This window comes from Acidicapsa borealis (genome assembly GCF_059115245.1).
In genome coordinates this window covers 6,090,521-6,117,300 of the sequence record NZ_JCACNY010000001.1, presented here as the reverse complement: position 1 = coordinate 6,117,300, position 26,780 = coordinate 6,090,521, and the positions used below count along the sequence as shown (strand labels likewise).

Below are 26,780 nucleotides of genomic sequence, written 5' to 3'. Positions count from 1 at the left end.
ACGTTGCTGGCTGTACGAAATTTGTTCGAGAAAGAGGGCCTTTGATGCGTATTTCCCCCACCCCATTTGTTGTTTTCCATGTGCGGCCGGTGATGGCTGCGGCTTTGCTGGCGGTTGCCATGTCTTCTGTGGCGCTTACGGGTTGCAAGTCCGCGCAGGATAAGGCGCTGGAACAGGCCAAGGCGCAGGCTGCCTCGAGCGGGCAAGCACAGCAAATTGTGAGCACGGATAAGGACGGTAATACGGTGACGACGGTGGTGCAGCCGCCGGTGCCCGGGCAGCCGGGACAGGTTGTTTCTACGACTGTGACGCCGAAGGGCGCGACGGCTGCGGCACCCGCACCCACTACGGATCAGGCTGCGACGGGAACGGCTCCTGCTCCCGCGCCGACTCCGGCTCCTGCGCCGAATCAGCCTCCTGTCGTTTCGCCGGTGCCGCCTCCGCCACCGCCACCGATTAATGTGGCTGCGGGGACGACCCTGGTGATTCGTGTGGATCAGACGATCAGTGCGAAGGGCAGCCGGCCGGGAGACAAGTTTACTGGCGAGATCGTGGAGCCGGTGACGGCTGGCGGCCAGGTGGTGATTCCGAAGAAGACGCCGGTGGGCGGTGAAGTAGTGGCTGCGAAGGGTCGCGGGAAGTTCAAGGGAGCGGCGGATATTGAGCTTAGGCTGGTATCGCTGACGCTGGATGGGAAGCAGTATCCGCTGGATACGAAGGATGTGCTGCGGACGAAGAAGGGCAAGGGCAAGCGGACGGCTGCTTTTGTTGGAGGCGGCGGTGGATTGGGCATGCTGATTGGCGGACTGGCCGGTGGCGGCAAGGGTGCGCTGATTGGCGGTCTGGCTGGGGCTGGCGCGGGTACGGCGGGTGCGGGATTGTCTGGGAATAAGGATCTGGTGATCCCGGCGGAGTCGATTGTGCGGTTCAAGCTGGCGGATGATTTGGAGATTGACCGGGACTGATAGGGCAGCGATGTTGGCCGCGATGCACAGGAATAGCTAACAGAGAACAGCAAAAGCCTGAGGTTGACAGCCTCAGGCTTTGCTTTGCTCGTTGTTTGATCCGCTGGTGGAGGTTGGTTATTGGTCCGGGTCGTCCTGGTCTGGCTCGGGGCCGTTGGCGGCCATGCTGCGGAGGACGGAGACGGGCTGCATCTGGTACTGGTCGGGTGGGGTGGCGCCTGCGAGGTAGCGCACGAAGTAGTCCCAGCGGCGGCGTGTCATGTAGAGGGTGGCGTACGCATAGCCGTGAGGGACGTTGGGAATGAGCAGGAGGTCGAAGTCCTTATTGGCTTTGATGAGGGCTTCTACGACGATCAGGGTGTTGTTCGGCGGGACGTTGTCGTCCATGGTGCCGTGGGCCAGGAGTAGATGGCCTTTGAGGTTCTTGGCGTAGTTCTGGTTGGCCTGGGTGTCGTAATTGCTGGTGCCGTCGGCGTTGACGACGGGGACGCCTGCCCACTTTTCGGCCCAGTCGTCTTCGTAGTCGCGCTGGTCGTGGTTGCCGCTCTCGGCGATGCCTACTTTGAAGAAATCCGGGTAGTGGAACATGGCGGCGCCCGTAGCGTTGCCTCCGCCGGAGTGACCCCAGATACCAGCGCGGTCGAGGTCGATGAAGGGGTACTTGGCGGCGAGCTGCTTCATGCCGGTGACCTGGTCGGGGAGGGTGTTGTCGCCGAGGTCGCCGAAGTAGGCTTCGTGGAAGCTCTTGGAGCGGAGGTTGGTGCCCATGCCGTCAATACAGACGACGACAAAGCCGAGTTCTGCGAGGGCCTGGTTGTCTCCGCGGGCAGCGCTGAAGCTGCGGCTCCCGCAGGAGCCGATCTGAGGGCCGGGGTAGACGTAGTTGATGATGGGGTATTTCTTCGATGCATCGAAGCTGGTGGGCTTGAACATGAGGCCGTAGAGGTCCGTCTTGCCGTCGCGGGCTTTGACGGTGATGGGGGTGGGCGGGACCCAGCCTGCGGCGAGGAGTTTGCTGATGTCCTGCTTGGCGACTTCCATCAGCTGCTTGCCTTCGGCGTTGCGGACGATGGTGATCTGGGGCTGCGTTGGGGTGGAGTAGGTGTCGACGAAGTAGCGGCCGTCGGGGGAGAGCTTGATGGTGTGATCGGCATTCTCCGGCGTGAGGAGCTTCTGGCCGGTGCCGTCGAAGTGGATGCTGTAGAGGTGCTGGAAGTAGGGGTCGCGACCCGCTTCGCGGCCTACGCCGAGGAAGTAGATGGTGCGAGCTTTTTCGTCGACGCGGAGGACCTGGGTTACGTTGCCTTCGCCGTGGGTGATCTGGTTCTTGAGCTTGCCGGTGATGAGGTCGTAGAGGTACAGCTGGCCCCAGTTGTCGCGCTCGCTGAACCAGAGGATTTCGTTGGACTTGGGCAGGTAGTGCCAGTTGACCTTGTTGTCGCCGCTTTCAAAGAACTTGGGGGCGGACTCGGTCAAGACTTCGCGGACTTCGCCGGTGGCGGTGTCAGCTACGCGGAACCATTCCTGCTTGTGGTCGCGGGAGGTGGAGACGAAGGCGAGGTAGGTGTTATCGGGGCTGAATTCGACGTCGTCCCAGGTAGTTCCGTGGCAGGCTACGTCATCGCAGATGGTCGAACGGTGCTGGTCGGGCGGCATCTTGAGGCGGGTCATTTTGCCGGTCGGGAGGTCAATGACGACGCGTTCGATCATGGTGATATCTTTGTCGCCGACTAATGGGTACTTCCAGGCTTCGAGCTTGGGGTGGCCATTGGTGACGGGGACGAGGTACATTTCGCCGGTCTTGCGCTGGTCCTGCTGGAAGGTCGCGATCTTCTTCGAGTCGTCGGACCAGAGAACGATGGCGGCGTCAGAGTGCTTCCAGCCGGCGTTGTCGGTAGCGTAGCCGTAGTCTTTCTGGCCGTCGGTGGTGAGCTGGGTTTCTTTGCCGGTGGCCATGTCGCGGAGCCAGAGGTTCCAGTCGCGGATGAAGACGCCCAGCTTCTTGTCGGGCGAAAGGTTGAGGCGCTCCTTCGGCGGCGCGGGCGCTGCGGTACAGGTGTAGGCGGCTGCGAGAGTGCAGTGGTAGGTGGCGCCGGCGTAGGTGAAGTCGAGGATTGAATCGTGGTCGGTCAGGGCGAGTTCGGAGAGCTTTAGGTGGTGGGCGTCGTCTTTGAGCTCTGGCTTGGCTACCGCCTTTAGAGCTTCCGCTAGTTTTGTGTGGTCGAAGGCTGGGGCGTGGGTGCCTTTAGCGGGGTCGACGAGGGTGTAGGTGATGCCGGAGTCGTCGACGGCGCGGTACCAGAAGCGGGGTTCCTTCTCGTCTTTCCCATCTGGCAACCATTCCGCTTTGACTACGCCCTTCCAGGCGAGCGGGGTGACGTTGTAGGACATGAACTTTTCGGCCTGGGCGTAGTCGGCGGTGGTGTATTGGCGGGGCTGGCTTGCGACCTGCGCGACGGAAGGGATGGAGAAGCTGCAGGCCAGAGCGGCGGCAGTAAAAATGGCGGATCTGTGGATGGACACTTCGCGGGTTCTCCCGGAATTCGAATTACGCAGGCGGTTGCTGGCTGACTCGCTGTGGCATTGCGTGTGGGGACATCTTATATCGGGGAGGGCTGCGGGCAAAGATTCGCAGGGCTGGCGATCAGCGCGGCGCTATGGTTTCTGGTCAGCTGTTCCCAGCCAGGGGCGGCCGTTTTCCCTGATCCAGGCTTCGAGTTGCTGCCGGGCATGATCGTAGCCAATTTTGGACATTTCGTCGCCGCGATGGAAGTCGCGGATGGCGAACTGGTCGAGCGGGATGGTCATGTAAAGGTCGGCATTGTCCTGAATCTGCTGCTTGTGGCCTACGCCGCCGAGACGGATGAGGCGCATTAGAACGTCCGCGAGGGTGCCCATCTTCTGCTGGCGGCGGAAGGGATTGAAGTTGCGGGCGGCGACGCGCCAGCCGGAGACTTCCATGCCGAATTCCTGCCCGGCGGTGAACTCGGTTTCCGGGGAGACGTCGACGGCGAAGACGGTACCTGCCCCGGCGGTGTTGGTGATGGCGGCGCGCATGACGTCGGCGGGGATGTTGTTGACCAGGCCGCCATCGACGAGGACATCACCGTCCCAGCCAAGGGGTGGGAACATGCCAGGGGCGCGGCAGCTGGCGACGACGGACTTGAGCGCGGAGCCCTGGCGATGGACAACCATGCGGGCGTTGACGAGGCTTGCGGAGATGGCGAAGTAGGGGAGCCAGAGGTCTTCGATATCGAGTTTTTCAAGGTATTTGCCGAGGGCCAGCGTGACTTTTCGGCCGGAGAGCAGGCTGAGAATGGGCAGCGTGTAATCGCCCTTGAGGGCCTGGGCGCAGCCGTGATCCATGACTTCGAGCATCTGGTCGTGGGTAAACTCCTGGGCGCAGGCGGCGGCGATGATGGCACCCATGCTGGTGCCGCCGACAAAGTCGATGGGGATGTGGAGGTCGCGCATGGCATCGACGACGCCGATGTGGGCGAGACCGAGGGCGAAGCCTCCGCCGAGCACGAGGCCGACGGACTGGCCATTGAGGGCGCGGGCGATGCGGCCAACGTCGCCGGGGTGATGCTGGCCGAGACTATTGCGGCGGACGTGTTCGTGGGCGGTGAAACCGAGGGCGCGCTTCCAGCCGATGGTGTGGGTGACGCTTCCGGGGCCTTCGGTGTGGGTGAGGATGAGCGTGGTTTTGACCGAAGGGATGGTCTTGCGATTGAGGCGGACCATGGTTTGTTCGCTCTGGCGAGGGTCGGCGGGACCGCCGGCAACGACAAGCAGGACGTCGGCCTGTCGGAGGCAGCGGGAGGTCCATTCGCTTTCTTCGAAGCCGGATTGGTAGTCGGCTTCGTAGACGACGTGACGATAGATCCGTTCGAGGTCATCGAGCCAGGCGAGGAGGCGCCGTTGGGCTACTTCGGCGACCTGGGCGGTGAGCTGCTGTGCGGAATGCCTGCGTTGGACTGGCTGGAAGACGCGGTCGACGACGGTGCGGCTGAGGTGCAGGGTTGGTCCGAAGGCGGAGAGCTGGCGGACGAGCTCTGCGGCGAAGTCGCGGGCGCTGCCGGTTTGCTCCGTGGGTGAGAGGGGCAGGATGGCGATGGCGACGGGCGGGCGATTGAGTTGTCGAGATTGTGACGTGCGGTCGTGATTTTGCCGGCTGAGCCGGCCGGCGAGCTGGCGCGCAAAGAGGCCGAGGATCTCTGTTGGATGAGCGGCGACGAGGCGGTCGAAGGCGGTGCGATCGAGGCGCGCGAGGTGGGAATCGCGGACGGCGACGGCTGTGGCGGAACGTGCCTCTCCGGTGAGCATGGCCAGTTCGCCGAAGAGGTCGCCCTTGCCAAGTTCGGCCAGCTCGGCTTGTTCGGCTGGCTCGCTGGGTTCAGATGGGCTTCCGAGGGATGCCGATTCCGGCGTGCGCATAAGGCGGATTCGGCCGCTGAGGATGAGGAAGATGGCGTCGCCGGGTTCGCCTTTGTGGAAGAGAGTCTGGCCTGCGCGGACGTCGATGCGGGTGAGAGCCAGCGCGAAGGCGTGCCTGGCGGTGGAGGAGAGGCTGCTGAGCTGGCTGCTCTGGGCTACGGCTGTCGCGATCGAATAAGCATCCAGGCGTTCCACCATCCAGACGAGGGTGGGGGCCATTTCACCTGGAGATTCCGAGCAGAGCTGGTCGAAATCCGCTGCGGATAGGCATGCGACGGTGGTGGGCTCGGTTGCGGTGATGGTGGCGGGGTTGGGATGGCCGGTGAGAAGGGAGGATTCGCCGACGATCGAGCCGGGGCCGGCTGAGCCTAAATCGAGTGCTTGATTGAGGTGAGGGCTATCGAAGGTTGGGTTGGCGGCATGACTGGTGAGGGCGAGATTTCCGTTGAGGACGAGGAAGAGATCGTTGCCGGGGTCGCCTTCCTGGGCCAGCACTTCGCCGCGGGCGAGTGTTCGCAGCGGCATCCGCAGCGCGATGCGGCTGCGGATTTCGGCGGGCAGCTGAGCGAAGGCGGGTGTGGCGCTCAGCAGGGTGGCGATGGCGTCAGACATTGGTTGGCTGCGAAGAACAAGGCGATTGTAACCAAACTCGAAAAGCGAGGTCTTGCTATTGAACCATGTGGATGGTGTGCAGCCAGAGTTCTGCTGATTTGGGCCAGGTGGTGATGGGCCATTTTTCCTGGGGGCGGAGGCCGTAGCCGTGGCCGCCTTCGGCGTAGAGGTGGAGCTCGGCTGGGACTTTGGCTTTCTTCAGTGCGAGGAACCAGGTGGTCGCGTTTTCTACGTGGACTGGGTCGTCTTCTGCCTGGACGATGAAGGTGGGTGGGGTCTTTTCGGTGGGGTGCAGATCGAGCTTGTCGAGGAAGTTGCTGGTTTCGTCGGCAAGGTAGCCGGGGTAGATGACGACGGCGAAGTCGGGGCGGCAGGAGACCTGGTCTGTGGCGTCGACGGGGGTGTCGAGGCGCTTGTCGTAGTGGGTGCTGATGGCGGCGGCGAGGTGGCCTCCGGCGGAGAAGCCGAGGACGCCGATCTTGTTGGGGTCGATATGCCACTCGGCGGCGTGGACGCGGGTGATGCTGACGGCGCGCTGGGCGTCTTCGAGGGCGGCTGGGGATTTCGGATAGGGGCCGGTGTCGGGGACGCGATATTTGACTAGTAGGCAGGCAATACCCGCTCCGTTGAGCCAGTCGCAGACTTCGGTGCCTTCGAGGTCGATGGCGAGGATGTTGTAGCCGCCGCCGGGGAAGACGACGACGGCTGTGCCGTTGGGGGTGCCTTTGGCGGGGTAGACGGTGAGCGTTGGCACGGAGACGTTGTGGTGGATGATGATGGGGTTTCCTGCAATGAGGTCGGCCTTGGCTTTGGAAGAGGTGTCGGCTTCGGGGCCGGTGGTGGGGACGGGGTCGGGCGCGGCGGCGGGCCAGAGGTTGAGGGTAGTCAGGGTGGACGGTGGCGGCCAGACGCTTTGGGCAATTGCGCCAGGGGTGGCGGCTGCAAGGAGAACGGCTAGAGCGGCGGCGGATTTGCGCATAGTTGGGTCTGGCCTTTTGATTTCGCAGCGATGATTGCAGAGTGCGGGCGGCTCGGGCAACTATGGCTGACGGTTCCCAACACCGCACGGGGATGCCAGATGCTGGAATGGAAACGTTACACCCCTTACTTGAGGTGCGGGTATTGGTATATCGTGGCTTGCAGTTCACATCAGGCTCGTGGGTGGATGGTCTAAAAGGAGCGGCGGATATGAATTCTGTTTCGAGACGGCGTTTCATGGCGGTAACCGGTGCGGTTGGCGCCGTGGCGATGGCGGAAAACTTGCTGCCGCGGATGGCGAATGCGGCCGGGCTGGCGTGGCCGGTGGGCATTCAGCTCTACATGGTGGGCAAGGCGCTGACGGCTGATCCGGCGGGGACGCTGAAGCAGCTGTATGCCTGGGGCTACCGCGAGGTGGAGACGGCGGGGCTGGCCAAGCTCTCTGCAAAAGAGTTCCGGAAGTTGCTGGACGATACCGGGCTAAAGTGCCCGAGCGCGCATCTGCAGTTTGCTCCGGAGGAGATCGAGGCGCAGTTTGAAGTGGCGAAGACGCTGGGCGCGCACTATGCGGTGAGTTCGGTGCTGCATGGGGCTGAGCCGAAGCCTGAAGGGCTGGGCGTGGACGGGTTCAAGAAGGCGGCGGCGCTGATGAACGAGGCCGGAAAGAAGGCCAAGGCCGCAGGCCTGCAGTATGCGTATCACAATCATCATTTCGAGTTTGAGAAGATGCCGGATGGGAGTCCGGGCTACGACATCATCCTGAAGGAAACCGATCCGGCGCTGGTGAAGTTCGAGGTGGATTGCGGCTGGATGAGCATCGCCGGGCACAATCCGGTGGAGTACTTCAAGAACTATCCGGGGCGGTTCAAGATGTTGCACATCAAGGACTTCAAGCCTGTGGCGACACCGATCACCAGCTTTTCGGGAGATCGTCCGGTGGGGCGGGACCTGGGCACGGGGTTTGTGGATTACAAGCCGATCTTTGCTGCGGCCAAGGCGGCGGGTATTGAGCATATCTTCGCCGAGCAGGAAGAGCCGTTCCTGGTTTCGCAGATGGAGTCGGCGAAGGCGGACATTGCTTATCTGCACAAGATCAGCTCCTAGGAATCAGTTCCTAGGAATTTGAATCTCGGGTTTGAATTTCAGTACATCAGTTCGGGGCATTTCACTTTAGAAGCAGGAGACTGGAACATTGAGCAATTCTTGGAATCGTCGTGGTTTTCTCAAGGCAGCTAGCGTAGCCACTGTGGGTTCACTGGCAAGCGGCAAGCTGCATGCGTTGAGCGGCCTTCGGGCTGAGGGAGCAAGGGCCATTTCGGCCAATGATCACATTCAGATCGCGCTGATTGGCGCGGGTATTCAGGGGCAGGGGGATACGAAGCACGCGGTTGAAGTTCCGGGCGTGAAGCTGGTGGCTGTGGCGGATTGCTACCAGGGCCGGCTTGACCATGCCAAGGAAATCTGGGGTAAGGACATCTTTACCACCAAGGATTACAACGAGATCCTGGCGCGCAAGGACATTGACGCGGTCATCGTTGCGACGCCCGATCACTGGCACAAGACGGCGGCGTGCGACGCGATGAAGGCGGGCAAAGATGTTTATCTCGAGAAGCCGATGATCCATCTGTACTCGGACGGGCCGGAGATTATTGAGACGGCGGCTTCGACGAAGCGGATTCTGCAGGTGGGCAGCCAGCGCGTGAGCTCGATTGTGTACCAGAAGGCCAAGGATCTGCTGGCGGCCGGTGCGATCGGTCAGTTGAACATGATCCAGGCGCGCTGGGACCGCAACTCATCGCAGGGCGCGTGGAACTACACGGTGCCGCTGGATGCTTCACCGGAAACCTGCGACTGGCCGCGCTTCCTGGGATCGGCGGAGAAGATTCCGTGGAACCCGGAACACTTCTTCCAGTGGCGCAAGTGGAAGGCGTATGGCTCGGGTGTTGCGGGCGACTTGTTTGTGCATCTCTTCAGCGGAACGCACTTTATTACCGGTGCGAAGGGGCCGACGCGCGCTGTAGCTTCGGCGGCGTTGCGGTACTGGAAAGATGGGCGTGACGCTCCTGATGTGATGCTGGGCATCTTTGACTACCCCGAGGGCTTCAACCTGAGCTTGCGCGTGAACTTTGTGGACGGCGGCGAGGAGAGCGAAGGCTTTGTGTTCGCCGGCAGCGAAGGGCAGATGGAGATTGCCAATAACTCGGTGATTGTGACCCGTGCTCCGCGAGAAAAGGGACCGGGATTGACGATCGGCACCTATACCGAAGCGATGCAGGGGCAGCTGATCGAGAAGTACCACGAGAAGTATCCGATCGAGCATGAGAAGGGTTTGCCGCCGCTCAGCGAGGACAAGTACTCGGCTGATCCGATGTATTCGGACAGCTATGACCACTTCCACAACTTCTTCAACTCGGTGCGCAGCCGCAAGCAGCCGGTGGAAGATGCGACGTTCGGCTTCCGCGCGGCGGGTGCTGCGCTGCTGGCGAATGAAAGCTACCAGAAGGATGCCGTGGTTCACTGGGATCCGATTGCGATGAAGCTGGTTTAACCACCAACGCAGGTGGGCTCGAAACGGGTGTCCGGAAACGGACGCCCGTTTTTTGTTTTTGGGCTTTGGTTACGCCAGATTTGTGGGGATGTTGTTGAAATCACTGAGGCTCGGTCTGGAAATCGACGTGCATACTGTATTCAACCGCGACTTGAGCTAGAGACGCGAATGGAGGCAGGGCATGTTCAGCGTGATGCAGGATCTTCGATTGGCGGTACGGCAACTGCGGCGTTCGGGGACGTTTACGGTTACCGTGATCCTTACGCTGGCGATTGGCATTGGGCTGAATGCGGCGATCTTCACGATGGTGGACTCGATCCTGCTGAAGCCGCTGGGCTACCACGATGCGGACCGGATCTATTCGCTGAACACGCGCTTTCTGGATGAGAAGCGGGCTATTCCGCGCGTCGGCGGGGATGATTTCAAGGACATGGCGACGCGGGTTTCTTCGCTTGAGGCGACGGCCTTCTATAACAACTATCAGGATGGGATTCAGGCTGGGTCGCGGATGCTCTACACGGATATTGCGCTGGCCAGTCCGCAGTTTGGGCAGGTGATGGGCGTGGAGCCGGTTGCGGGGCGGCTGTTTCTGAGCAACGGCACGGTAAGCAATCCCGATGAAGTGCTGATCAGCAATGGATTCGCGCGGCAGAACTTCGGCTCTGCGTCGCAGGCGCTGGGGCAGACGATGAAATACTTCGGGGCACTGCGAACGATTGTGGGCGTGCTGCCGGATGGGTTTTCATTCCCGGGGAAGACACAGGTTTGGGTGGAGGGGCCTTCGTTCCCCGACGTTGCGAACCGGACTTCCTACAACCAGCGGGCGATCGGAAAAGTAAAGGCGGGGGTGTCAGCGGAGCAGCTGAATGCGGAGCTGGGGACGCTGTCGCGGCAGCTGGAGGCGGCGTATCCGGAGGACAAGCAGAAGGCGCTGGAGGCGGTGTCGCTGCAGGAGCAGCTGGTGGGCAAGATTCGCCCGACGCTGCGGCTGCTGCTGGGCTCGGTGGCGGTGGTGCTGCTGATTGTCTGCGCGAACATTACGCATCTGCAACTGGTGCGGGCGACGCAGTTGCGGCGGGAGATTACGATTCGGACGGCGCTAGGGGCTACGCGTGGTGCATTGGCGCGGCGGGCGGGGCTGGAAGTGCTCCTGTTGGCGCTGGCGGGATGTGCGGCGGGTGTACTGATTGCGCTGCCGGCGCTGCGGCTGCTGGTCCAGCTGGCGCCTCAGGAGATTCCGCGGCTGGCGGAGATTCACCTGAACTTCGACGTAGTGCTGTATTCCTTCCTGATCAGCGTCGTGACGATGTCGCTGGCGGCGATGCTGCCGTTGTGGCGGGCATGGCAGGTGGACCCAGCGGGAGCGATGAAGCAGGATGCTTCGCGAGGGACGGAGAGCCGGGGGTCGGGCCGGCTGCGGCAGGGTTTGGTCATTGGCGAGGTTGCGCTGACGTTGATGCTGAGCGTGGCCGCGCTGCTGCTGGTGAAGCAGTTGATTGCCGAGTCAGAGCAGGATCTGGGGTTTTCTCCGGAACGGCTGGTGATGCTGGACACGCACATGGCTCCGCACATGGGCAACCCTGATCCGAAGGCGCGGTATGCCGTCGATTCGCCGGATGGCATGGCGGATGTGGCTTCGCTCAACCAGATGCTGGCGCGGCTGCGGGCTGTTCCGGGTGTGGAGGGCGCCGATGCGATCTCCGGAGCGCCGATGAGTGCGGGCGGATCGAATGTGGGCTATGCGATCAAGGGACGGGCGGATTTCAAGCCGGGTGTAGAGAACCTGCCGGTAGCCAACATCATGGCGATGACGCCGGGATACTTCGCGACGATGGGTATTCCTGTACTACGCGGGCGCGGTCTTATGGAGACGGATGTAGCGGGTTCGGAGCCGGTGGTAGTGATCAGCGAGTCGCTGGCGAAGGAGCAGTTTCCGGGGCAGGATCCGATTGGGAAGCAGATCAAGTGCGGTTGGGATTTTCTCGAGGGCTGGATCACGATTGTGGGTGTGGTGGGCGATGTACGGCAGGATTCGCCGGCTTCTGTTCCCTTCCCCACGTTCTACACGCCGTTGACACAGCATGCGCATGCGGCGACGGATATGCAGGTGCTGGTGCGCACACGCACGGAGGCTGGTGTGATGTCGGCGACTCTAGCGAAGTTCATGAAGCAGAGCTTTCCTGAGGTCGCGGTGCTGAGTTCGACGATGAAGGAGAGCGTTGGCGAGACGGAGCGGGCGCAGCACTTCCGGACGCTACTGTTTGCGAGCTTTGCCGGGGTGAGCATTCTGCTGGCGATGACGGGGATGTACGGGGTGACTGCTTACACCGTAGCGCAGAAGCGGTTTGAGTTTGCGCTCAGATTCGCCCTTGGTGCGCAGCGGCCACAGGTGCTGGGCTCGGTGCTGCGGAGTGCGCTGACTGTCGCGGCAATTGGCGTGGTGGGTGGTGTGTTGTTGAGCATGGCGCTGATGCGGGTGGTGGTCAGCCTGCTGGGGAAGATGCCTGCGTTCGATGCGTTCTCGTATGCGGTGGCGGCTGCCGGGGTTTTGGTGGTGGCATTGATAGCTACGCTGCAGCCGGCATATCGCGCGGCTACGGTGGAGCCGATGCAGGTGTTGCGGAACGAGTAGCTGGCCAGAGAACAGCAGTCAGGGAACAGAGAACAGCAAAAGCATGTGCTCCGCCCAAGATGACAGCGCTGGTGATTGGGGTATTGATGCGACCCACCTTGAACGGCAAAGGATTCCGATCAAGGTGGGTCGCCCGGTGGCTGATCATTCCGGCAGTGGCTTGATTTCTACTGTGCGGCCGGTTTTGGCCGATTCTGCTGCGGCGGCCAGGATCTGGACTACGATCATGTTGGTTTCGAGTGAACTCATGTCGCCTGCGGGGTTGATCTGGCCACGGAGTACTGCGGCAAGGTAGTTGAGTGAGCCGGCTTGATTTTCTGGCAGCGGCGGGACGGAGATTTCGGCTTCGGCCTTTTGTCCGGCGTAGCGGGCGCGGACGTGGTCGGCGGCTTCCGTGATGGCGTAGCCGGTGGCGCCGTAGACTTCCATGTCCTTGCGGGCGAAGGGCCAGGTCCAGGAGGGTTGCAGGACGGCCTGGGCCTTGGGGTAGCGGACAATGATGGTGGCGTCGTCGTCGACCTTGGGATAGGTCTCGGGCTTGTCCGTGAGGGCGACGGCGGTGACGCTGAGCGGGGCTTCGCCGTGCATGATTACGGTCATCATGTCGGCTCCGTAGCAGCCGAAGTCGAACATGGCGCCTGCGCCGTTCTTCACAGGGTCGGTGAGCCAGCCGAGGAAATCCTTGCTGACGCCGATCTCCTTGGGGCCTTCGTGGCCGTCGTGAACGACAACGCGGCGGATCGGTCCTAGCTTGCCGGCTTTGGCCTCCTTGATGGCCTCGGTGTTGCTGGCGTACCAGGTGGTTTCGTAGTTGACGAAAACCTGGACGTGATGCTCGCGGGCGGCTTTGCGGATGGCGAGGGCGTCTTCGACGGTGGTGGCCAGCGGCTTCTCGACCATCGACGGGATACCGCGGCTGGCGGCGGCTTCAATGACTTTGCGGTGGTCGACGATGCTGGTGTAGACGAGGACTGCGTCGGGGTGAAGTTGGTCGAGCATGGTGTTCATGTCGGAGAAGAACAGCTTGGTGTCGAGGTGAAATTGCTTCGCGTATTTTTCCTGGAGCGCTTTGTCCTGCTCGGCGATGCCGACAAGTTCGGCGTTGGGATTGCCCTTCATGCTGTGGAGGAAGCCGAGGGCGTGGTCATGGGCGAGGCCGACGATGACGACGCGGATCGGTTTGTCCGCTGGTAACGGTGCCGCGGTGGCAACGGGCAGGATCGAGGCGGCTAACGCGAGTACGACGCAGGTGAGCGGAACGCGCAAAGTTTTCAGGCGGATCATCATGGGCACCTTTGGATTGGCTGATTGGCGTGCGGATCGTCCGGGATAAGGGTAAATGCTGACGGCGGCTTCGACCTGAGGCATTGAGTACGGATTCGGTTCGAAGCAGATTCAGGATGCCGAGTCTGCGGGGGTTGGTGTATCTTGGCTCTCAGTATGAAAACGTATCGTTACCATGCCCTCTCTGCCCTGGTTGCCGCGACATTCGCGATTGCCGTGCCCGCTTTTGCCCAACAGGAAGCCGGCGCACCGAAGCCGGAAGATACGGAAGTCTACGAGCCGGTGCCGCCTGTCGTGACTCCGGGGAATGCCGCTACGGCCAGCGCGCCTTCGGACGCGATTGTGCTGTTTGACGGCAAGAATCTGGACGAGTGGGTGCAGAATGCCGACAAGTCGCCGGCCAAGTGGATTGTCCACGACGGCATTGTGACGGTGAGCAAGGCGAAGGACTCGGGCAACATCGAGACCAAGAAGAGCTTCAAGAACTACCAGCTCCATCTTGAATGGCGGATTCCGGAGGGCATCACCGGCAGCGGACAGGCGCGCGGAAACAGCGGCGTCTTCCTGGCTTCGACCGGACCGGGCGACGCTGGCTATGAACTGCAGATTCTTGACTCCTACGAGAATAAGACATATGTCAACGGCCAGGCAGCCAGCATTTACAAGCAGGGCGTTCCGCTGGTGAATGCGAACCGAAAGCCAGGCGAGTGGCAGAGCTATGACATTATCTGGACCGCGCCGACGTTCAACGCGGATGGTTCCCTGAAGTCGCCGGCGTTTGTCACTGTGCTCTTCAACGGCGTGCTGGTGCAGAACCACTTCCAACTGCAGGGTGAGACGCGGTACATCGGCAAGCCGTTTTACAAGGCTTTTGATGGCGCGCCGATCAAGCTGCAGGCGCATGGAGACCACAGTGAGCCACTCAGCTACCGCAACATCTGGGTTCGCGAGCTCAAGTAATTGGGCTGTCATCCAACCTTCATCGGCCTGACTTTTTCCACAGGCAAAAGCGTGCTACTGTAAGTTACTCTTTCGGCGGAAGGCGGAAGAGTAACTTACATCAATGCGCAGACGCACATGGTTGCTCCTGGCTGCACTGCCCGCCCTTACGGCGCTGGGCATTGCGGCCTTTGTCGTTTCCGGGGTGCGGCGGTCGCTGGATCGGGCGCGTGCCGATGTGGCTTCCGAAGGGCGATTTCCGGCGGAACTGCGCACGCTGGGTACTCTGCCCAATCCCGGATTTGAAACGATCGCTTCGCCGGCCAGTTATCGTTCCGCGGCGCTCTATCAAGGCAAATTGTATGTGGGAGGGTCGGCTGGCCTATTCGTCTACGGCGCTGGATTTGGCGCGGGCAACACGCTGCTGAAGAGCTATCGCGTGGGCGTGAATCTGCCTGCTGCGCCACTGGGAGCGATGGCCGTGGGACGGTTGCGTGGCGATGCTGCTCCGTCGCTGATGATTGCGACAGCGGGCGAGGGAGTGCTGCTGTTCTCTGAGGAAGCCGCAGGCAACGGCGTCTTTCGACAGCTCTGGGCTAAGGATGCGGAGGCGCGGGATGTTATTGCGCTGCTGCCTTTGGCGAGCGGCGAACTACTGATTGGCACGCGCAAGCGTGGACTGCTGGTCTATCGCGGTTCAGGGGCCAAGGGCGCGATGCTGGAGAGCTTTCATCCGCAGTTGGCCGGGCTTTCTGTGACAGCGCTGACGGCGGACGAGACTGGCTTCTGGGTGGGCACGCAGAATGCCGGAGTGCGCCACTGGCATGGCGGTGAGATCGATACCTTCACTCACGGTGCCGGAGATTCGGGCGCGGTGGCCGGAGATCTGCCGGATGACCAAGTGGATGCAATTGCCGAGTACGGTGGCAAGGTATTCGTGGGAACTCCGCTGGGGGTTGAGGAGTTCGATAACGGCCGTCCCGCGCGTGTGCTGGCGAGGAATCTCTTTGCTCATGCACTCTATGCAGATGATGCGGGTGTGACGATTGGCTCGCTGGAGCAGGGAGTTCAGCGAGTGTCGCTGCATGGCGGACGCCGGCCGGGTGCTGCGAATCTTCGCAGTGATTTCACGATGCAGGGCGACGCTGCGCCGAGTGAGGCAATGCAGTTCCTGCCGGACCGCTCAGAAGTGAGCGGACGCGTGTTGTATGCGGTGATGCGGGACGGACTGCGGCGTGAGAGTTCCGATGGAAGCTGGTCGCCGATGGCGGCGAATCTGGACGCGCATGACAACAAGCTGACGGACGGCAATATTTCTGCGCTAGCCTTTGGCCCGGATGGACGGCTATGGGTTGGATACTTTGATCGCGGGCTGGATGTGGTGAACATCGACGGGGATGCGTCTGCTGCTGCGGAGCATCACGAGAATGATCGTCTCTTCTGCATCAATCGCATCGTGCTCGACCCGCGCCGCAATACGATGGCGGTGGCGACGGCGAATGGGTTAGTGCTATTCGATACGCAGGGCAAGCCGCGTCAGGTTCTCACGCACAAGGACGGGCTGATTGCGGATCATGTGACCGACGTAGCTTTCACGCAGGACAGCATGATTCTGGCGACTCCCGCGGGTGTCACCTTTGTGGATGCTGCCGGCGTCGCGAGTCTGTATGGCTTTGAGGGACTGGTGAACAACCATGTCTACGCTCTCGGAGTTGCGCCGCATGGAGATGAGTTTCTGGCTGGCACACTTGGAGGGATCTCTGTCTTCCGCAAGCAGAGTATTGAGCGCAATCTGACCGCGACGAACTCAGGCCTGAAGCACAACTGGGTGACGGCAATTGTTCCGTTGAGTGACACCGATGCCAAGCAGGAGTGGATGGTTGGGACCTATGGCGCAGGCGTGATGCGACTTGGCACGGATGGTCTCTTTACTGCGATGGATGGCGTGAGCGCGCAGATAGTGGTCAATCCCAATGCGATGCTCTCGACAAATACACATATCTTTGCGGGGACGCTGGGTAGCGGGCTCTGGGTATGGTCGCGCTCGACGGGCCGCTGGCGGCAGGTTACGGCTGGTTTGCCTTCAAACAATGTAACGGCGCTGGCGGAACACGGTGGCGAAGTGTATGTGGGTACGGACAATGGGTTGGTGCGGATTGCGGAGCGGTTGTTGGACTGATATCGGGCTAGGCGTGGCAAAGATTTGTGTGCGCTGGAATGGTTAAGAGCGGGATACGGAGATACAACGGTGATCGGCCTTCGGAGTTGGCGTACACGTTCTGCACAACTTATTCTTCTGGCACTGTGCTGCCTCCAGCCGTGCGTTGTGTGGGCCGATGCTGGCGTGTTGATTCCTCGCGATAAGCAGGCTCCCGACTCTGCAGTGCTTTCGCTGACCGAGATGAAGGTCGAGATCCGCATCGACAATGGGGATGCGCGTGTTCGCATTACACAGATCTTTGCCAACCATACGGACAAGATCGAGGAAGGCACGTATGTCTTTGCTCTTCCGGACCGCAGCACCGTCTCTGACTTTGCCGTATGGGATGGTCCGGTACGGATTCCTGCAGTGATACTGGAGCGCAGACGTGCGGAAGAGCTATACGACCAGGCGCGTATGCAGGCCATTGATCCCGGCCTTTTGGAAACGGGCGATGCCAGCAATGGTGGCGATGCTGCAAAGACTTCCATCTTCAGCGTGAAGATCGTGCCTATTCCAGCGTGGGGAACGAAGCGACTGGAGCTTGAGTATCATCAGAAGCTTTCTGTCAGCGATTGGAAGCAGTTTCTTGCGCTACCGCTCAAGCCTGGAGCGTATCAGCAACAAAAGGCCGGTCATCTACAACTGAGCTTTGAACTTCACTCCGCGCATGCCATTGCGGACTTTCAGCTTGCTTCGAAGCTCTATCCGCTGCAGATGGATGCTGCGAACAATGGCACGACTGTGATGGGTCGATACGAGGGCAAGGATATATCGCTCGATGAAGACTTTGCCGCGACGTGGAAGATCGATGCCGGGCAGGCGGATAAGCTTCAGGTGATCACCTATCGCAATCCGCGCGCACCACTGCCTCCACCCGACGAGAAGGCGCCGCAGAAACCGACTGTCGCTGAGCCCGGATTCTTTCAGGCTGAATTGCCGTTGGGTGAGGGTAAGGCTGCGGTTACACCAGCTCAGCCCGCTACGCCGCACACCGTAGTGCTGCTGTTCGACAATTCTCTCTCGATGCAGTGGGACAAGCTGGAGCGCAGTTATGCCGCGCTCGAAGCACTGTTACGGAACCTGCATGCTGAGGATCACTTCAATGTCATTTTGTTTAATCAGGACGCAGTGCTCTTCAAACCGCAGGTGGTATCGGCGGATACTGCGGCGATCCAGCAGGCGCTGGATTTTGTGCGCGCCAGCAAGCTACGCGGAGGTACGGATTTAGGGAAGGCTCTCTCAGTCGGATTGAAGCAGTGCTCAATGGATAACTGTTCGCTGGTATTGATGACCGATGGCGGTTCGGATCGAGGAGAGACAGTGGTTGCGCGAAAGATTGCTGCTAACTATGCGCAACAGTGGAAGGCTGCTGCGCATGCTCCGCGCACGGATGTATTTGCGGTGGGCGATGATGCCAACCTGCCTCTACTGAAGATGCTGGCGAGCCATGGCGGGGTGCTGGAGCATGTGCTCTCGACGGAGCCCATTGCGTTCAAACTGGAGGGGTTTCTTTCGCGTATCGCGCGCAATCCGGTCACTGGTCTTGGACTTGCGGTGCAGCCCGAGGGCAAGGTGAGCATGGTCTATCCGCTGGATGACGAAGTCTATACGCGATCGATGGCTTCGTGGGTGGGGCAGTATCGCGGTGCAGCAAGAGGTGTTTCATTCAGTGCGCACGCAACACGCGACGGCGGGCAACTCGATGCGTCGGTCAAGGCCGATCTGCCTACAGAAGCACTGGATCATCCGCAGTTGCCGCGGCTTTGGGCGCAGGCACGCGTGAACGCACTGCTGGATCAAATTGCCCGCGAAGGAGAGTCGCGACAGCTTATCGACGAGATTATCGCACTGGCACGCAGATACAAGCTGGTCACGCCCTATACTTCTTTTCTTGCGGCTCCGCGTGCTCTGTTACGGCCCCGGGTAATTCGCCCTGGCGACCCGATTCTGCGTGTGCGGACTGATCCTGCTATTGAATCGGTGGTGGCCTTGTTCCCCTTCGGATTGACGAAGCCTCTACGTCATCTTCCGGACGAGGACACGCCAGGCGACAACGGCGGACGATTGTGGGAGACGCGCTTCCTTGCTCCTTCCGATATGAAGGACGGCACATACAATGTTCGACTGATTCTGCGCGATAACAAAGGCAACACCTATCGCGAAGGCAAAACATTTGTGATTGCCAGCACACCGCCGACGGTGAAGCTGCTGCTCAGTCACAGCCAGTTGCATGCGGGGGAGACGCTGCAGTTGAAAGCCAGTGCATCGTCCAGCACGCGTACACTTGTGGCGCGTCTTGAGGGCGTGGCACCGGTCAATCTGCAGTGGAATCGCGCAGCAGGAGCGAACGTGGGAACGCTGACGATCCCTGCAACTTTTCCCATCGGACGCTACACGCTCACTGTGACTGCCGAGGATATCGCTCACAACATGGGGAGCCAGGAGGTGCAGGTTGAAGTTGTCCCGTAAACCTCAAACATTGGCGCTCATGGCAATCAGCGCGTGTGCCATCTCGCTGATCGGATGGCAGGCTCGCGCATCTCTGCCGCGATGGATGCAGGATGCGATAGGCGGTAGCGAGATTGAATCCGCGCTGTATCGCGCCATGGACTTGCCCTCAGCTAAGACGATGTATCCACGGCCTCCTAATGAAGCTGAGCATGAGCTGAGTGCCTTGATTAGCAAGGCTCCGCAACAGGCTGAGCTCTATTCCTTGCGCGCGTTGGCGGAAGAGCAGGCTCTCGATTTCAAGGCAGCCGAGGCTGATTGGAAGGCCCATGCTTCCCGCGCTCAGGACACTGTTGGCGCGAAAGCTGAGCTCGCCGATTACTACCATCGCAGGCTTGAACCGCAGAATGAAGCTCAGGTGCTGATGCAGATCGGTGCGTCGCCTGCCTCTCCTCTCGAACAGTATGAGTCAGTCACGAATCAGCAGTCCTGGAAAGCATTTGAGCGGTTGCTGGTACTCGCCAGCGACCAGCGGATGAGCGATGATGTCGTGGCCGCTGCGTATCGCGCGTGGATCGGCCGCTATCCCGAGCAGAGCTCTCTGTATGCGCGTGAATTTCGCTGGCTGCTCGAGCGCAAGCGATGGGACGCTGCTGCGGCTCTGCTGGCGCAGTATAAGCATGCCTTTCCCAACGATGCCGTCTTTCCTGTGAAGGCTGCTGCACTGCTCGAGTACAGGCGGGGATCCAAGGTTGAGGCACTGGTGATCTACGATAAGGGCTTTGAACCACTCTGGCCTTCCGAGCTGGTGGCAAGCTACTACTCTCTCCTGGCTGAGACACACAATCAGCGACGCTTTGCTGCCGAAGCACGCGGCAAGCTGGCGCAGTCGCCGGATGATTTGAATGCGATGGCGCGGCTCTTCTACTACGCGCAACAGCAAGGGCATCTGGAGGAAGCGGCGCAGATTACGGAAGCCTTTCGTCGTAGCAAAGAGAGCCGCAGAGCTGCGTGGACGGCGCAAGAGTTATACACACTGGCGCAATTAACGGAGGCGATTCACGCGTATCCAGAGGCTGCTCGCTATGACTTCGCGCTCTATCATGCGCAGGGTTCACTCGCGAACGGGAGTTCTCCTCAAGCTGAAGGTCTGAGCAGCATGATTCGCATTCTACTGACTGCACCTGAACAGCCTGTCGCGCTCGGATCCGGCAACCTGACGATGTATCGCGATGCGGCCACGCTCGATCACGGACCTGGATACTGGAACGGAATATTGTCGCTATGGCTGAACAGCACATCGCCTGAGCAGTCCTACATTGAAGAAGAAAGCCGTGCGCGACCCTATTTTCATCGCGCGAAGGCCGTGGAGCTACTGGCGATGCTCGACAAGCAGTCGCCCACAGCAGTGGAGCGCGCTGGACTGCACAAGCAACTCATCGGCTTGCTTGCGGAGTACGGTGAAAGTGATCTGGTGATTGCAGGCGGCAGTAATTTTCTTTCCACCTTCTCTGCTGCTTCGGACCGGGAGAATCGTTTTTTCGTAGCCATGTACATGGCGGACGCCTACGCTCGGAAGAGCGATACTGCCAGTGAATTCGCTTTGTATGAGCGGATGCTGACAGAGTTGAGTGGGCAGGCGGGCGGCATGCCGTTGACGCTGGCCTCAACCGCAGCGTCCGCGACGAACAAGAAGAGCGTCGCGCCAGAAGTCTCAACTGATCCCGCTGCCGATACGGATGGTGCAACGACACAAACGAACGCGCAGACGACACGGGCCTTTGAACTTGAGACGACTGAACCCACCAGCACTGCACCTGTCGTTGCACAGATGTACCAGCAGTTGCTCGAACGATATCTCGGAAGGCTAACAGCCGCGGGCCAACTGCCACAGGCACTCAAGGTCTTGCGCACACAGCTTGATCGTAATCCGAACGATCCCTTGCTCTACGAGCGGCTGGCTGAATTTCTGCAACAGAACAATCTCAGCGCGCAGCAGGAGGCAGTGTATAGCCAGGCGATTCAAAAGTTTCAGAACAAGAGTTGGTACGACAAGCTGGCAAGGCTTTATCTGCGGGAGAAGAAGCGCCAGGCTTTTGCAGATCTAACGAAGCAAGTTACGGACATCTTTCATGGAACGGATCTTGAAGAGTATTTCGGACAGGTGAGCCAAGGTGGTCCGGAGTTGTTCCTGCAGTTGAATCTCTACGCCCATCAACGGTTTCCGCATAACGAAGTGTTTGTCCGCAATCTGCTGCAGGCATATCAGACGAAACAGACACGCGATCCAGCTGCATGGGAGAAGCTGTTGCGCGAGCACTGGAGCGATTCACAGCCCTTGCGGATGCAGTTCTTTGACTATCTAAGCCGCAATGGCAAGCTGAATTCAGAGTTGTCGCAACTGCATACGCTGATCGCCGATACGAAGAAGCAACAGGCGAATCCAGCGGCGACGCGGGAACTGGCAGAGATTGAGATGTGGCGTTCGCACTTTGAAGACAGTGCTCCACTGCTGAGTGATCTTGCCGATTCCTATCCTGCCGACGAAGAGCTCGGCGTGCAGGCATCGAGTGTATTTCGATCACTGGCTTATTTCGATGAAAAGCAGACGCAACGTGCCGTCGGCATTGAAGCACACCTGCTGGCTGCGAGGCCTGCCGACATGGAGCGACTGGCTCGCATTGGCGATATCTACTCCGACTCCGGCGCGGACGGGGTGAGTGGACACGAGGATATTGCGGCGGCGGCTCTATACTGGCGTCGCATGCCGTCGGTGCATCCGGGAGATGCGAACGGCTATCTGCAGGCGGCGACCGTGTTCTGGGATTACTTTCAGTTTGACGACGCGCTGGCTGAGATTCGCGAGGCTCGCACCAAGTTCAGCAAGCCAACGCTCTTCGCTTATGAGGCTGGCGCGATACAAGAGGGTAAGCGAGACCTTCCCGCTGCGATCCGTCAATATGTGCAAGCAGCTTGCAGTGATGAGGGGAGCACGCCTGCGTCTTCACGGCTTCTGCAACTGGCACGGCGCAAGGCCACGGCGCAAAGTGTAGACGAAGAAACGGCTCAGGCACTTTCTCGGCAAAGCAGTATCGCAGCGTTGCAATTGCGAGCACGCATTTTGACAACGCAGAAGCGGGAGGCTGAGATTGCGCCCATGCTCACTGCGGCTCTGGCCAAGGCTTCTACGACTGAGCAGGCCCAGGCCATTGGAGCCGAAGCGCAGTCACATTTGCTCGACGTTGTATACGAGCAGGCGCTGGAGCGAGAAATTGCGCTTGCGAGTGATCCGGTACAGAAGATCGAGCTGTCGTATCAGCTTGCCCGCTCCCTTGAAGATCGCAAGAACGTGCAGGGCGCAACGCATGTGATCGAACAGGTTTATCGAGAAAACCCAAAGCTTGTGGGGGTTGTGCGGACTACTGTGGATTTTTACTGGCGCAACCAGCAGCAGGCGCAGGCCATTACAGACCTGGTAAACGCCGCCGATGCGGCGAAGGCGGTTCAACCAATACTCAGCCGCCAGTACGCGTTGGAGGCTGCGAACAAGGCCAACGAGTCCGGTAACTATGCACAGGCTCGCGGGCTTGCGGTTTCGCTGCTTGACCCTGCAGCTGCTGCTACAGCTGGAGCCGATGTTTATGATCCGCAGGCGCTCGCACTGGTTGCGAACAGTTATGCGCTCGCTGGGGACGGTGCAGGGTTGAAGGAGTTTTACCTCGCAGAGTTGAAGTCGATTCGGGATGGCGGGGCGAAGATGAGCGCTGCTGATCGCAAGCAGAAGATTGTGCTGGTGCAGCGCTCCTTGATTCCCGCGTACACGAAGACCAAGGACTACGCGGCGGCGACGGAGTTGTACATTGCCATCCTGAGTGCGTATCCCGAGGATGCGGGTGCGACTGCCGAGGCGGTTGAGTATGCGCAGCGCCATGGCCGGCAGCAGCAGTTGCTGGACTTTATCAACACCACCGTCAAGGCATCTCCTCGTGACTCGCGCTTCGCTATCATGCAGGCACAGATTGAAACGGGATTCGAAGCATACCCGGCGGCGATTGATGCGTACGCCAGGGCGATTGCGATTCGTGGCGATCGCGCCGACGTGTTTGCCGCAAAGGCTGATCTGGAAGAGCGTTTGCAGAGGCTTGATGACGCATGCAAGGAGTATGAGCGCCTGTATGTACTGAGTTATCACAATCCGGACTGGATGGTGAAGCAGGCCCAGGCTCGCGCACGACAAGGACGGAAGGAAGATGTCGTGAAGGCTCTACAGCGAGCATGGATCGATGGCCACCCTGTTCACGCCACGGATGATTTCCATGTCGCTACGCAATTGGAGGAGTGGGGTCTGGTCGAGGAAGCTCTTCACTTTGCAGAAATGGGTGTGAAGGCTGAGGGAGATGAGCTTCTCGCTGGTGCGAGTCCCGGCAGCCACACGGGGGACGATGCGCAGGGCGCTGTGATCTATACGCGATTGATGACCCGCGTGCGACAGCAAGAGAAGGCGCTGGCCACTCTCGATGAGGCGCGCAAGGCTGCAGACGCCTCACCTAATTCGCCAGGGCTGTTTGTTGAGCAAGTAGAGAAGCAGGGAGCGCTCTCGGTTGGCGACAGCGAGTGGCGCAAACACCGGATTGAACAGCGTCAGCAGAGTGCTACACAACGCTACAACAGCGCGGTCCTTGAGATGGGCAAAGTAGCAGGCGCCTATTTCACGCCGGAAGAGAAGACCCAATTTGTGGGCCTTCTTGAAACACGCTGGCGGATGATGGAGCATGCTGCATGGCCTGAGCGGTCGCGATGGATCGACGTTGCGGTGAATGCTTGTGTGCCCGATGTGGAAGCAATGATGCGCAGGCAGATTCTGCTCGACCGGAGCGTGGAGAATGGCACGGCTTCCGATGCGCAGTTCACTCCTTACGTTGAACTACAGCAATCACGCATGGAATATGTTGAACTGGCGAAGACGCTTGAAACCTATGCGTTGAAACTCAAGCCGGAGCAACGTGCGGCAGTTCGGATCGCAGAGGTGAAGGCCTATCGCAATGCCGGGGAAGAACTCGCTGAGATGCGTGCATTACGCATGGTCGGCTTTGCTGGCAATCATCATTCGGATTTGCGCGAACGATATTTGCAGCTCCTGTTAAAGCATGATGTACGTGGCTTCGAGTCTTACGGCATTGGTAGTAAGGATGATGCGAATGCTCTGGCAGCGGCGGAATACTCCATGGCTCATGCGCCCTTGCCGGTAACGCGTGCAGCGATGCATGCACATGGAGCGAGCTTTGGTGCAACGTGGGAGCCGGCATACTCTGCATTGACCGGGCTCTACTATCGCGATACCAGCACCACAACAGAGGCGGCGTTTCATCAGACGCTGGGCGATGAGCAGAATATTGGTGAGCGGCTGAAGGCGGGACCCTCCGCGGCTACTTCGGCAGTCACGGGAGGCACATGGTTCTACTATGGCATGCGCTACGGCGTTTATCGCACGCTGGCTGTGCAGAAGGATTGGCCGCAGCATGATCCGGAAGACTTTCTTGCGGCAGGCCTGGAGCGCAACCCCGACGCGGCGGTGAATTATGTTGAGCTTGCGCGTGCCTATGCTGACGCGGGGGAAACCGATGCGGCATTGACTGAGTATCACCATGCGCTTGAGTTAGCACCTGACTCGCCTTCGCTCTACGATGGCATCGCGGTGCTTCTATGGCATGCGCATAGAAACGATGAGGCGATTGCGAATTGGCGGCAGGCACTTATGGCTCTCAATCGTGTACAGAATAACGGCCCTGCGCCGGAGAGCTTCTGGACTGGCTTCACGCTCATTGCCCAGCACATTGGCGAGTATAAGCTGAGTGTGCAATTGCATCCGGAGTTGGATAGAGTTCTGCGAACTTATATTGCGCGCAACGGCGACTACCGTGTTCTGGAGCTTATCTGCGCTGCGCTGCAGGCCTCGGAGAGCAGCAAGGCAGGCGTGGATTGGATTCTCTCGCTGAGTACTGCTGCATCCAGTCCGGCGGGGGTGTTGCTCGAGATCGTGGACGCGGAATGCCTGCCTGACGAGGCACGTGAGCCCGTTCTACTCCGGGAACTCGAGTTGGATCGCATCGCTGCATCGCACAACGATCGCGACACCGGGTACATGGTTGACAGAGTTTCGCAGGACAAGCGAAAGCTGGCTCTCTACTACTACTCGCAAAAGCAGGACGCCAAGGCGGAAGCATTGGTTGAGAGCATGAGTGCGAAGGAGCAGATGGAGGATGATCTAGTCGTTGCTCATCTCCTCAGTGCATCGCGGAGCAAGCGACTGGATACATTGCTATCCCGCTATCGCACCGCTACAGACTCTGTCGCTACCACGATTCCTGGCTCTGATGTACTGCGAAGAGCCGCAAGGGAACTCACATTGCAGGGCGACAATGCAGGAGCTCTGGCCGTTTGGGAGTATGTGTTCGAGCGGGAACGAACGCTGGGTGGCGCCAATGCAATGGACTATCTTGCTCTCGCTGAAGCTCGCATTCAGACAGCGGATGTCAAGGGCGCGGTGAAGTTGCTTCATGATATGACGATGCTGCCGGGCGACGTCTATGCAAACTACGATCTGGCTGCCCGGCTGCTTGAGAAGAATAAGCTGTCCAGCGAGGCTGTTCCGTTCCTATTACTACTCTCGAAGAATGTTCCGTGGGACAGCAGTTACGGAGTCCGGCTGGCCGTGGCCCAGCTTCATGCGGATAAGAGTGATGAAGCTGCTGTGTCCACGCTGCGCGCGGTGGCTGCCGGAAAGGCCAGTCCGTACGATCTCCGCGCGCAGGCGGCACTGGCTTTACGCGTTTCCGCGCATGCACTGGACGCGGAGACGCAGTCGGGAAGCGATGAGTTAAGCTTGCTGACTCTGCGTACCCTCTCAGCGGTACAAGCCGAACGACCCTACTTTGTTTATGCGCGGGCTGCCCTTGCAGATGCGACGAAAGACGCAGCACAACGAGAGCGCATTCTGCGCGGAGCTATTTCGATCAGGCCACACGATGCGACGAATGCCAGGGTATTTGTGCGAGACAAAATTGATGGCGAGCAGGGTGCCTTTGAACTCTCCGCTTACGCGCTCAGGACCAAGTTGTTCGATGCAGAAGCGTCTGCAGGGCGCCATGCCACAGCACTCGACGTACTGGATCGATTGCTGAATGGCGCTTCTGCCTATGGCCAGTCGACCATGCAGGATGTGGAAGGGGATGAAATGGGCAGCACCGGGAACGACCACCCCGGTTCAGGAAGTGAAGACATTGGCATGGAGACACAAGATTCCAGCGCCGCCAGCAGCCGTCAGAATTTGACGCTGGAGGCGCTAGAACGCGCGGCACCGATGCCTCGCGATCGAAGGCTTGCTGTTGGAGATTCTAAGGGGATTGCTCTTGCATTGCGGATTGCACAGACATACGAACATGCTGACGATAGCGGTTCAGCTGTTGCGTATCTCCGGCTTGCGGCGTATTTCGAGAAGGATGCGAAACTCCATGCTGAACTGGAGCGGCGTATTCGGAACATAGACAGTACGCTGACTCTCGAGGTGCGCAATGAAGAGCGAAGACCTCACTTACAGCGGGCTCTGGATCAGAGCGGAGTGGTGCGGCCGCAGCTCACGATGGCGGATCTTGCGCACGAAGGGGTGGCTCATGAATAAAACGATGAGCATGCGTGGATGGATGGCGAAGTTGCGATCGCGGCCAACGCGAAGAC

The 26,780-nt window shown here is 60.0% G+C and carries 12 protein-coding genes; 8 read left to right on the top strand and 4 right to left on the bottom strand.

The window, feature by feature from the left end; genetic code table 11:
- The first annotated feature begins 44 nt into the window (after nt 1-44).
- The gene (locus AC5S27_RS24845) at nt 45-965 is read left to right on the top strand and encodes a hypothetical protein (RefSeq protein ID WP_493932574.1); all 921 of its coding nucleotides are present in this window, start codon (nt 45-47) and stop codon (nt 963-965) included.
- Between the two features lie 117 nt (nt 966-1,082).
- Here the strand turns inward: AC5S27_RS24845 and AC5S27_RS24840 are convergent, their stop codons facing one another.
- The 3 genes from AC5S27_RS24840 to AC5S27_RS24830 all read right to left on the bottom strand — a co-directional run bounded on the left by AC5S27_RS24840 (nt 1,083) and on the right by AC5S27_RS24830 (nt 6,993).
- On the bottom strand, nt 1,083-3,488 hold the full coding sequence (locus AC5S27_RS24840; RefSeq protein WP_493932573.1) for a S9 family peptidase: 2,406 nt from the start codon (nt 3,486-3,488) through the stop codon (nt 1,083-1,085).
- 132 nt (nt 3,489-3,620) lie between these two features.
- Entirely contained in the window at nt 3,621-6,014 is a 2,394-nt protein-coding gene (locus AC5S27_RS24835; RefSeq protein WP_493932572.1) for a cyclic nucleotide-binding domain-containing protein, read from the bottom strand.
- 55 nt (nt 6,015-6,069) lie between these two features.
- Nucleotides 6,070-6,993, bottom strand: a complete 924-nt coding sequence (locus AC5S27_RS24830; protein WP_493932571.1) for an alpha/beta hydrolase — start codon at nt 6,991-6,993, stop codon at nt 6,070-6,072.
- A gap of 209 nt (nt 6,994-7,202) precedes the next feature.
- Here AC5S27_RS24830 and AC5S27_RS24825 point away from each other — a divergent pair, with 209 nt between their 5' ends.
- The 3 genes from AC5S27_RS24825 to AC5S27_RS24815 all read left to right on the top strand — a co-directional run bounded on the left by AC5S27_RS24825 (nt 7,203) and on the right by AC5S27_RS24815 (nt 12,172).
- The gene (locus tag AC5S27_RS24825) at nt 7,203-8,096 is read left to right on the top strand and encodes a sugar phosphate isomerase/epimerase family protein (protein WP_493932570.1); all 894 of its coding nucleotides are present in this window, start codon (nt 7,203-7,205) and stop codon (nt 8,094-8,096) included.
- Nucleotides 8,097-8,184: 88 nt separating this feature from the next.
- Nucleotides 8,185-9,540, top strand: a complete 1,356-nt coding sequence (locus tag AC5S27_RS24820) for a Gfo/Idh/MocA family protein (protein ID WP_493932569.1) — start codon at nt 8,185-8,187, stop codon at nt 9,538-9,540.
- A 181-nt stretch (nt 9,541-9,721) separates the two neighbouring features.
- Nucleotides 9,722-12,172: an ABC transporter permease gene (locus AC5S27_RS24815; protein ID WP_493937247.1), complete on the top strand. Its 2,451-nt coding sequence runs from the start codon at nt 9,722-9,724 to the stop codon at nt 12,170-12,172.
- 144 nt (nt 12,173-12,316) lie between these two features.
- Here the strand turns inward: AC5S27_RS24815 and AC5S27_RS24810 are convergent, their stop codons facing one another.
- A complete protein-coding gene (locus tag AC5S27_RS24810) occupies nt 12,317-13,540 on the bottom strand; it encodes a Gfo/Idh/MocA family protein (protein WP_493937246.1) in 1,224 nt (407 codons plus the stop codon).
- A gap of 72 nt (nt 13,541-13,612) precedes the next feature.
- On the opposite strand from AC5S27_RS24810, the gene AC5S27_RS24805 reads away from it, so the two are divergent.
- The 4 genes from AC5S27_RS24805 to AC5S27_RS24790 all read left to right on the top strand — a co-directional run bounded on the left by AC5S27_RS24805 (nt 13,613) and on the right by AC5S27_RS24790 (nt 26,724).
- Nucleotides 13,613-14,416: a 3-keto-disaccharide hydrolase gene (locus tag AC5S27_RS24805; protein ID WP_493937245.1), complete on the top strand. Its 804-nt coding sequence runs from the start codon at nt 13,613-13,615 to the stop codon at nt 14,414-14,416.
- Nucleotides 14,417-14,519: 103 nt separating this feature from the next.
- Entirely contained in the window at nt 14,520-16,574 is a 2,055-nt protein-coding gene (locus AC5S27_RS24800; protein ID WP_493937244.1) for a ligand-binding sensor domain-containing protein, read from the top strand.
- Between the two features lie 165 nt (nt 16,575-16,739).
- A complete protein-coding gene (locus tag AC5S27_RS24795) occupies nt 16,740-19,067 on the top strand; it encodes a VIT domain-containing protein (protein WP_493937243.1) in 2,328 nt (775 codons plus the stop codon).
- Nucleotides 19,057-26,724 (top strand): tetratricopeptide repeat protein, encoded by a 7,668-nt coding sequence (locus tag AC5S27_RS24790; protein ID WP_493937242.1) that lies wholly within the window; start codon nt 19,057-19,059, stop codon nt 26,722-26,724. Before AC5S27_RS24795 ends, AC5S27_RS24790 begins: the two co-directional genes overlap by 11 nt.
- The last annotated feature ends 56 nt before the right edge of the window (nt 26,725-26,780 follow it).

Coding starts and splice junctions, on each gene's coding strand:
- AC5S27_RS24835 (WP_493932572.1), bottom strand. CDS start 6,014: ATGTCTGACGCCATCGCCACCCTGCTGAGCGCCACACCCGCCTTCGCT.
- AC5S27_RS24800 (WP_493937244.1), top strand. CDS start 14,520: ATGCGCAGACGCACATGGTTGCTCCTGGCTGCACTGCCCGCCCTTACG.
- AC5S27_RS24810 (WP_493937246.1), bottom strand. CDS start 13,540: ATGCCTCAGGTCGAAGCCGCCGTCAGCATTTACCCTTATCCCGGACGA.
- AC5S27_RS24805 (WP_493937245.1), top strand. CDS start 13,613: ATGAAAACGTATCGTTACCATGCCCTCTCTGCCCTGGTTGCCGCGACA.
- AC5S27_RS24815 (WP_493937247.1), top strand. CDS start 9,722: ATGTTCAGCGTGATGCAGGATCTTCGATTGGCGGTACGGCAACTGCGG.
- AC5S27_RS24830 (WP_493932571.1), bottom strand. CDS start 6,993: ATGCGCAAATCCGCCGCCGCTCTAGCCGTTCTCCTTGCAGCCGCCACC.
- AC5S27_RS24845 (WP_493932574.1), top strand. CDS start 45: ATGCGTATTTCCCCCACCCCATTTGTTGTTTTCCATGTGCGGCCGGTG.
- AC5S27_RS24825 (WP_493932570.1), top strand. CDS start 7,203: ATGAATTCTGTTTCGAGACGGCGTTTCATGGCGGTAACCGGTGCGGTT.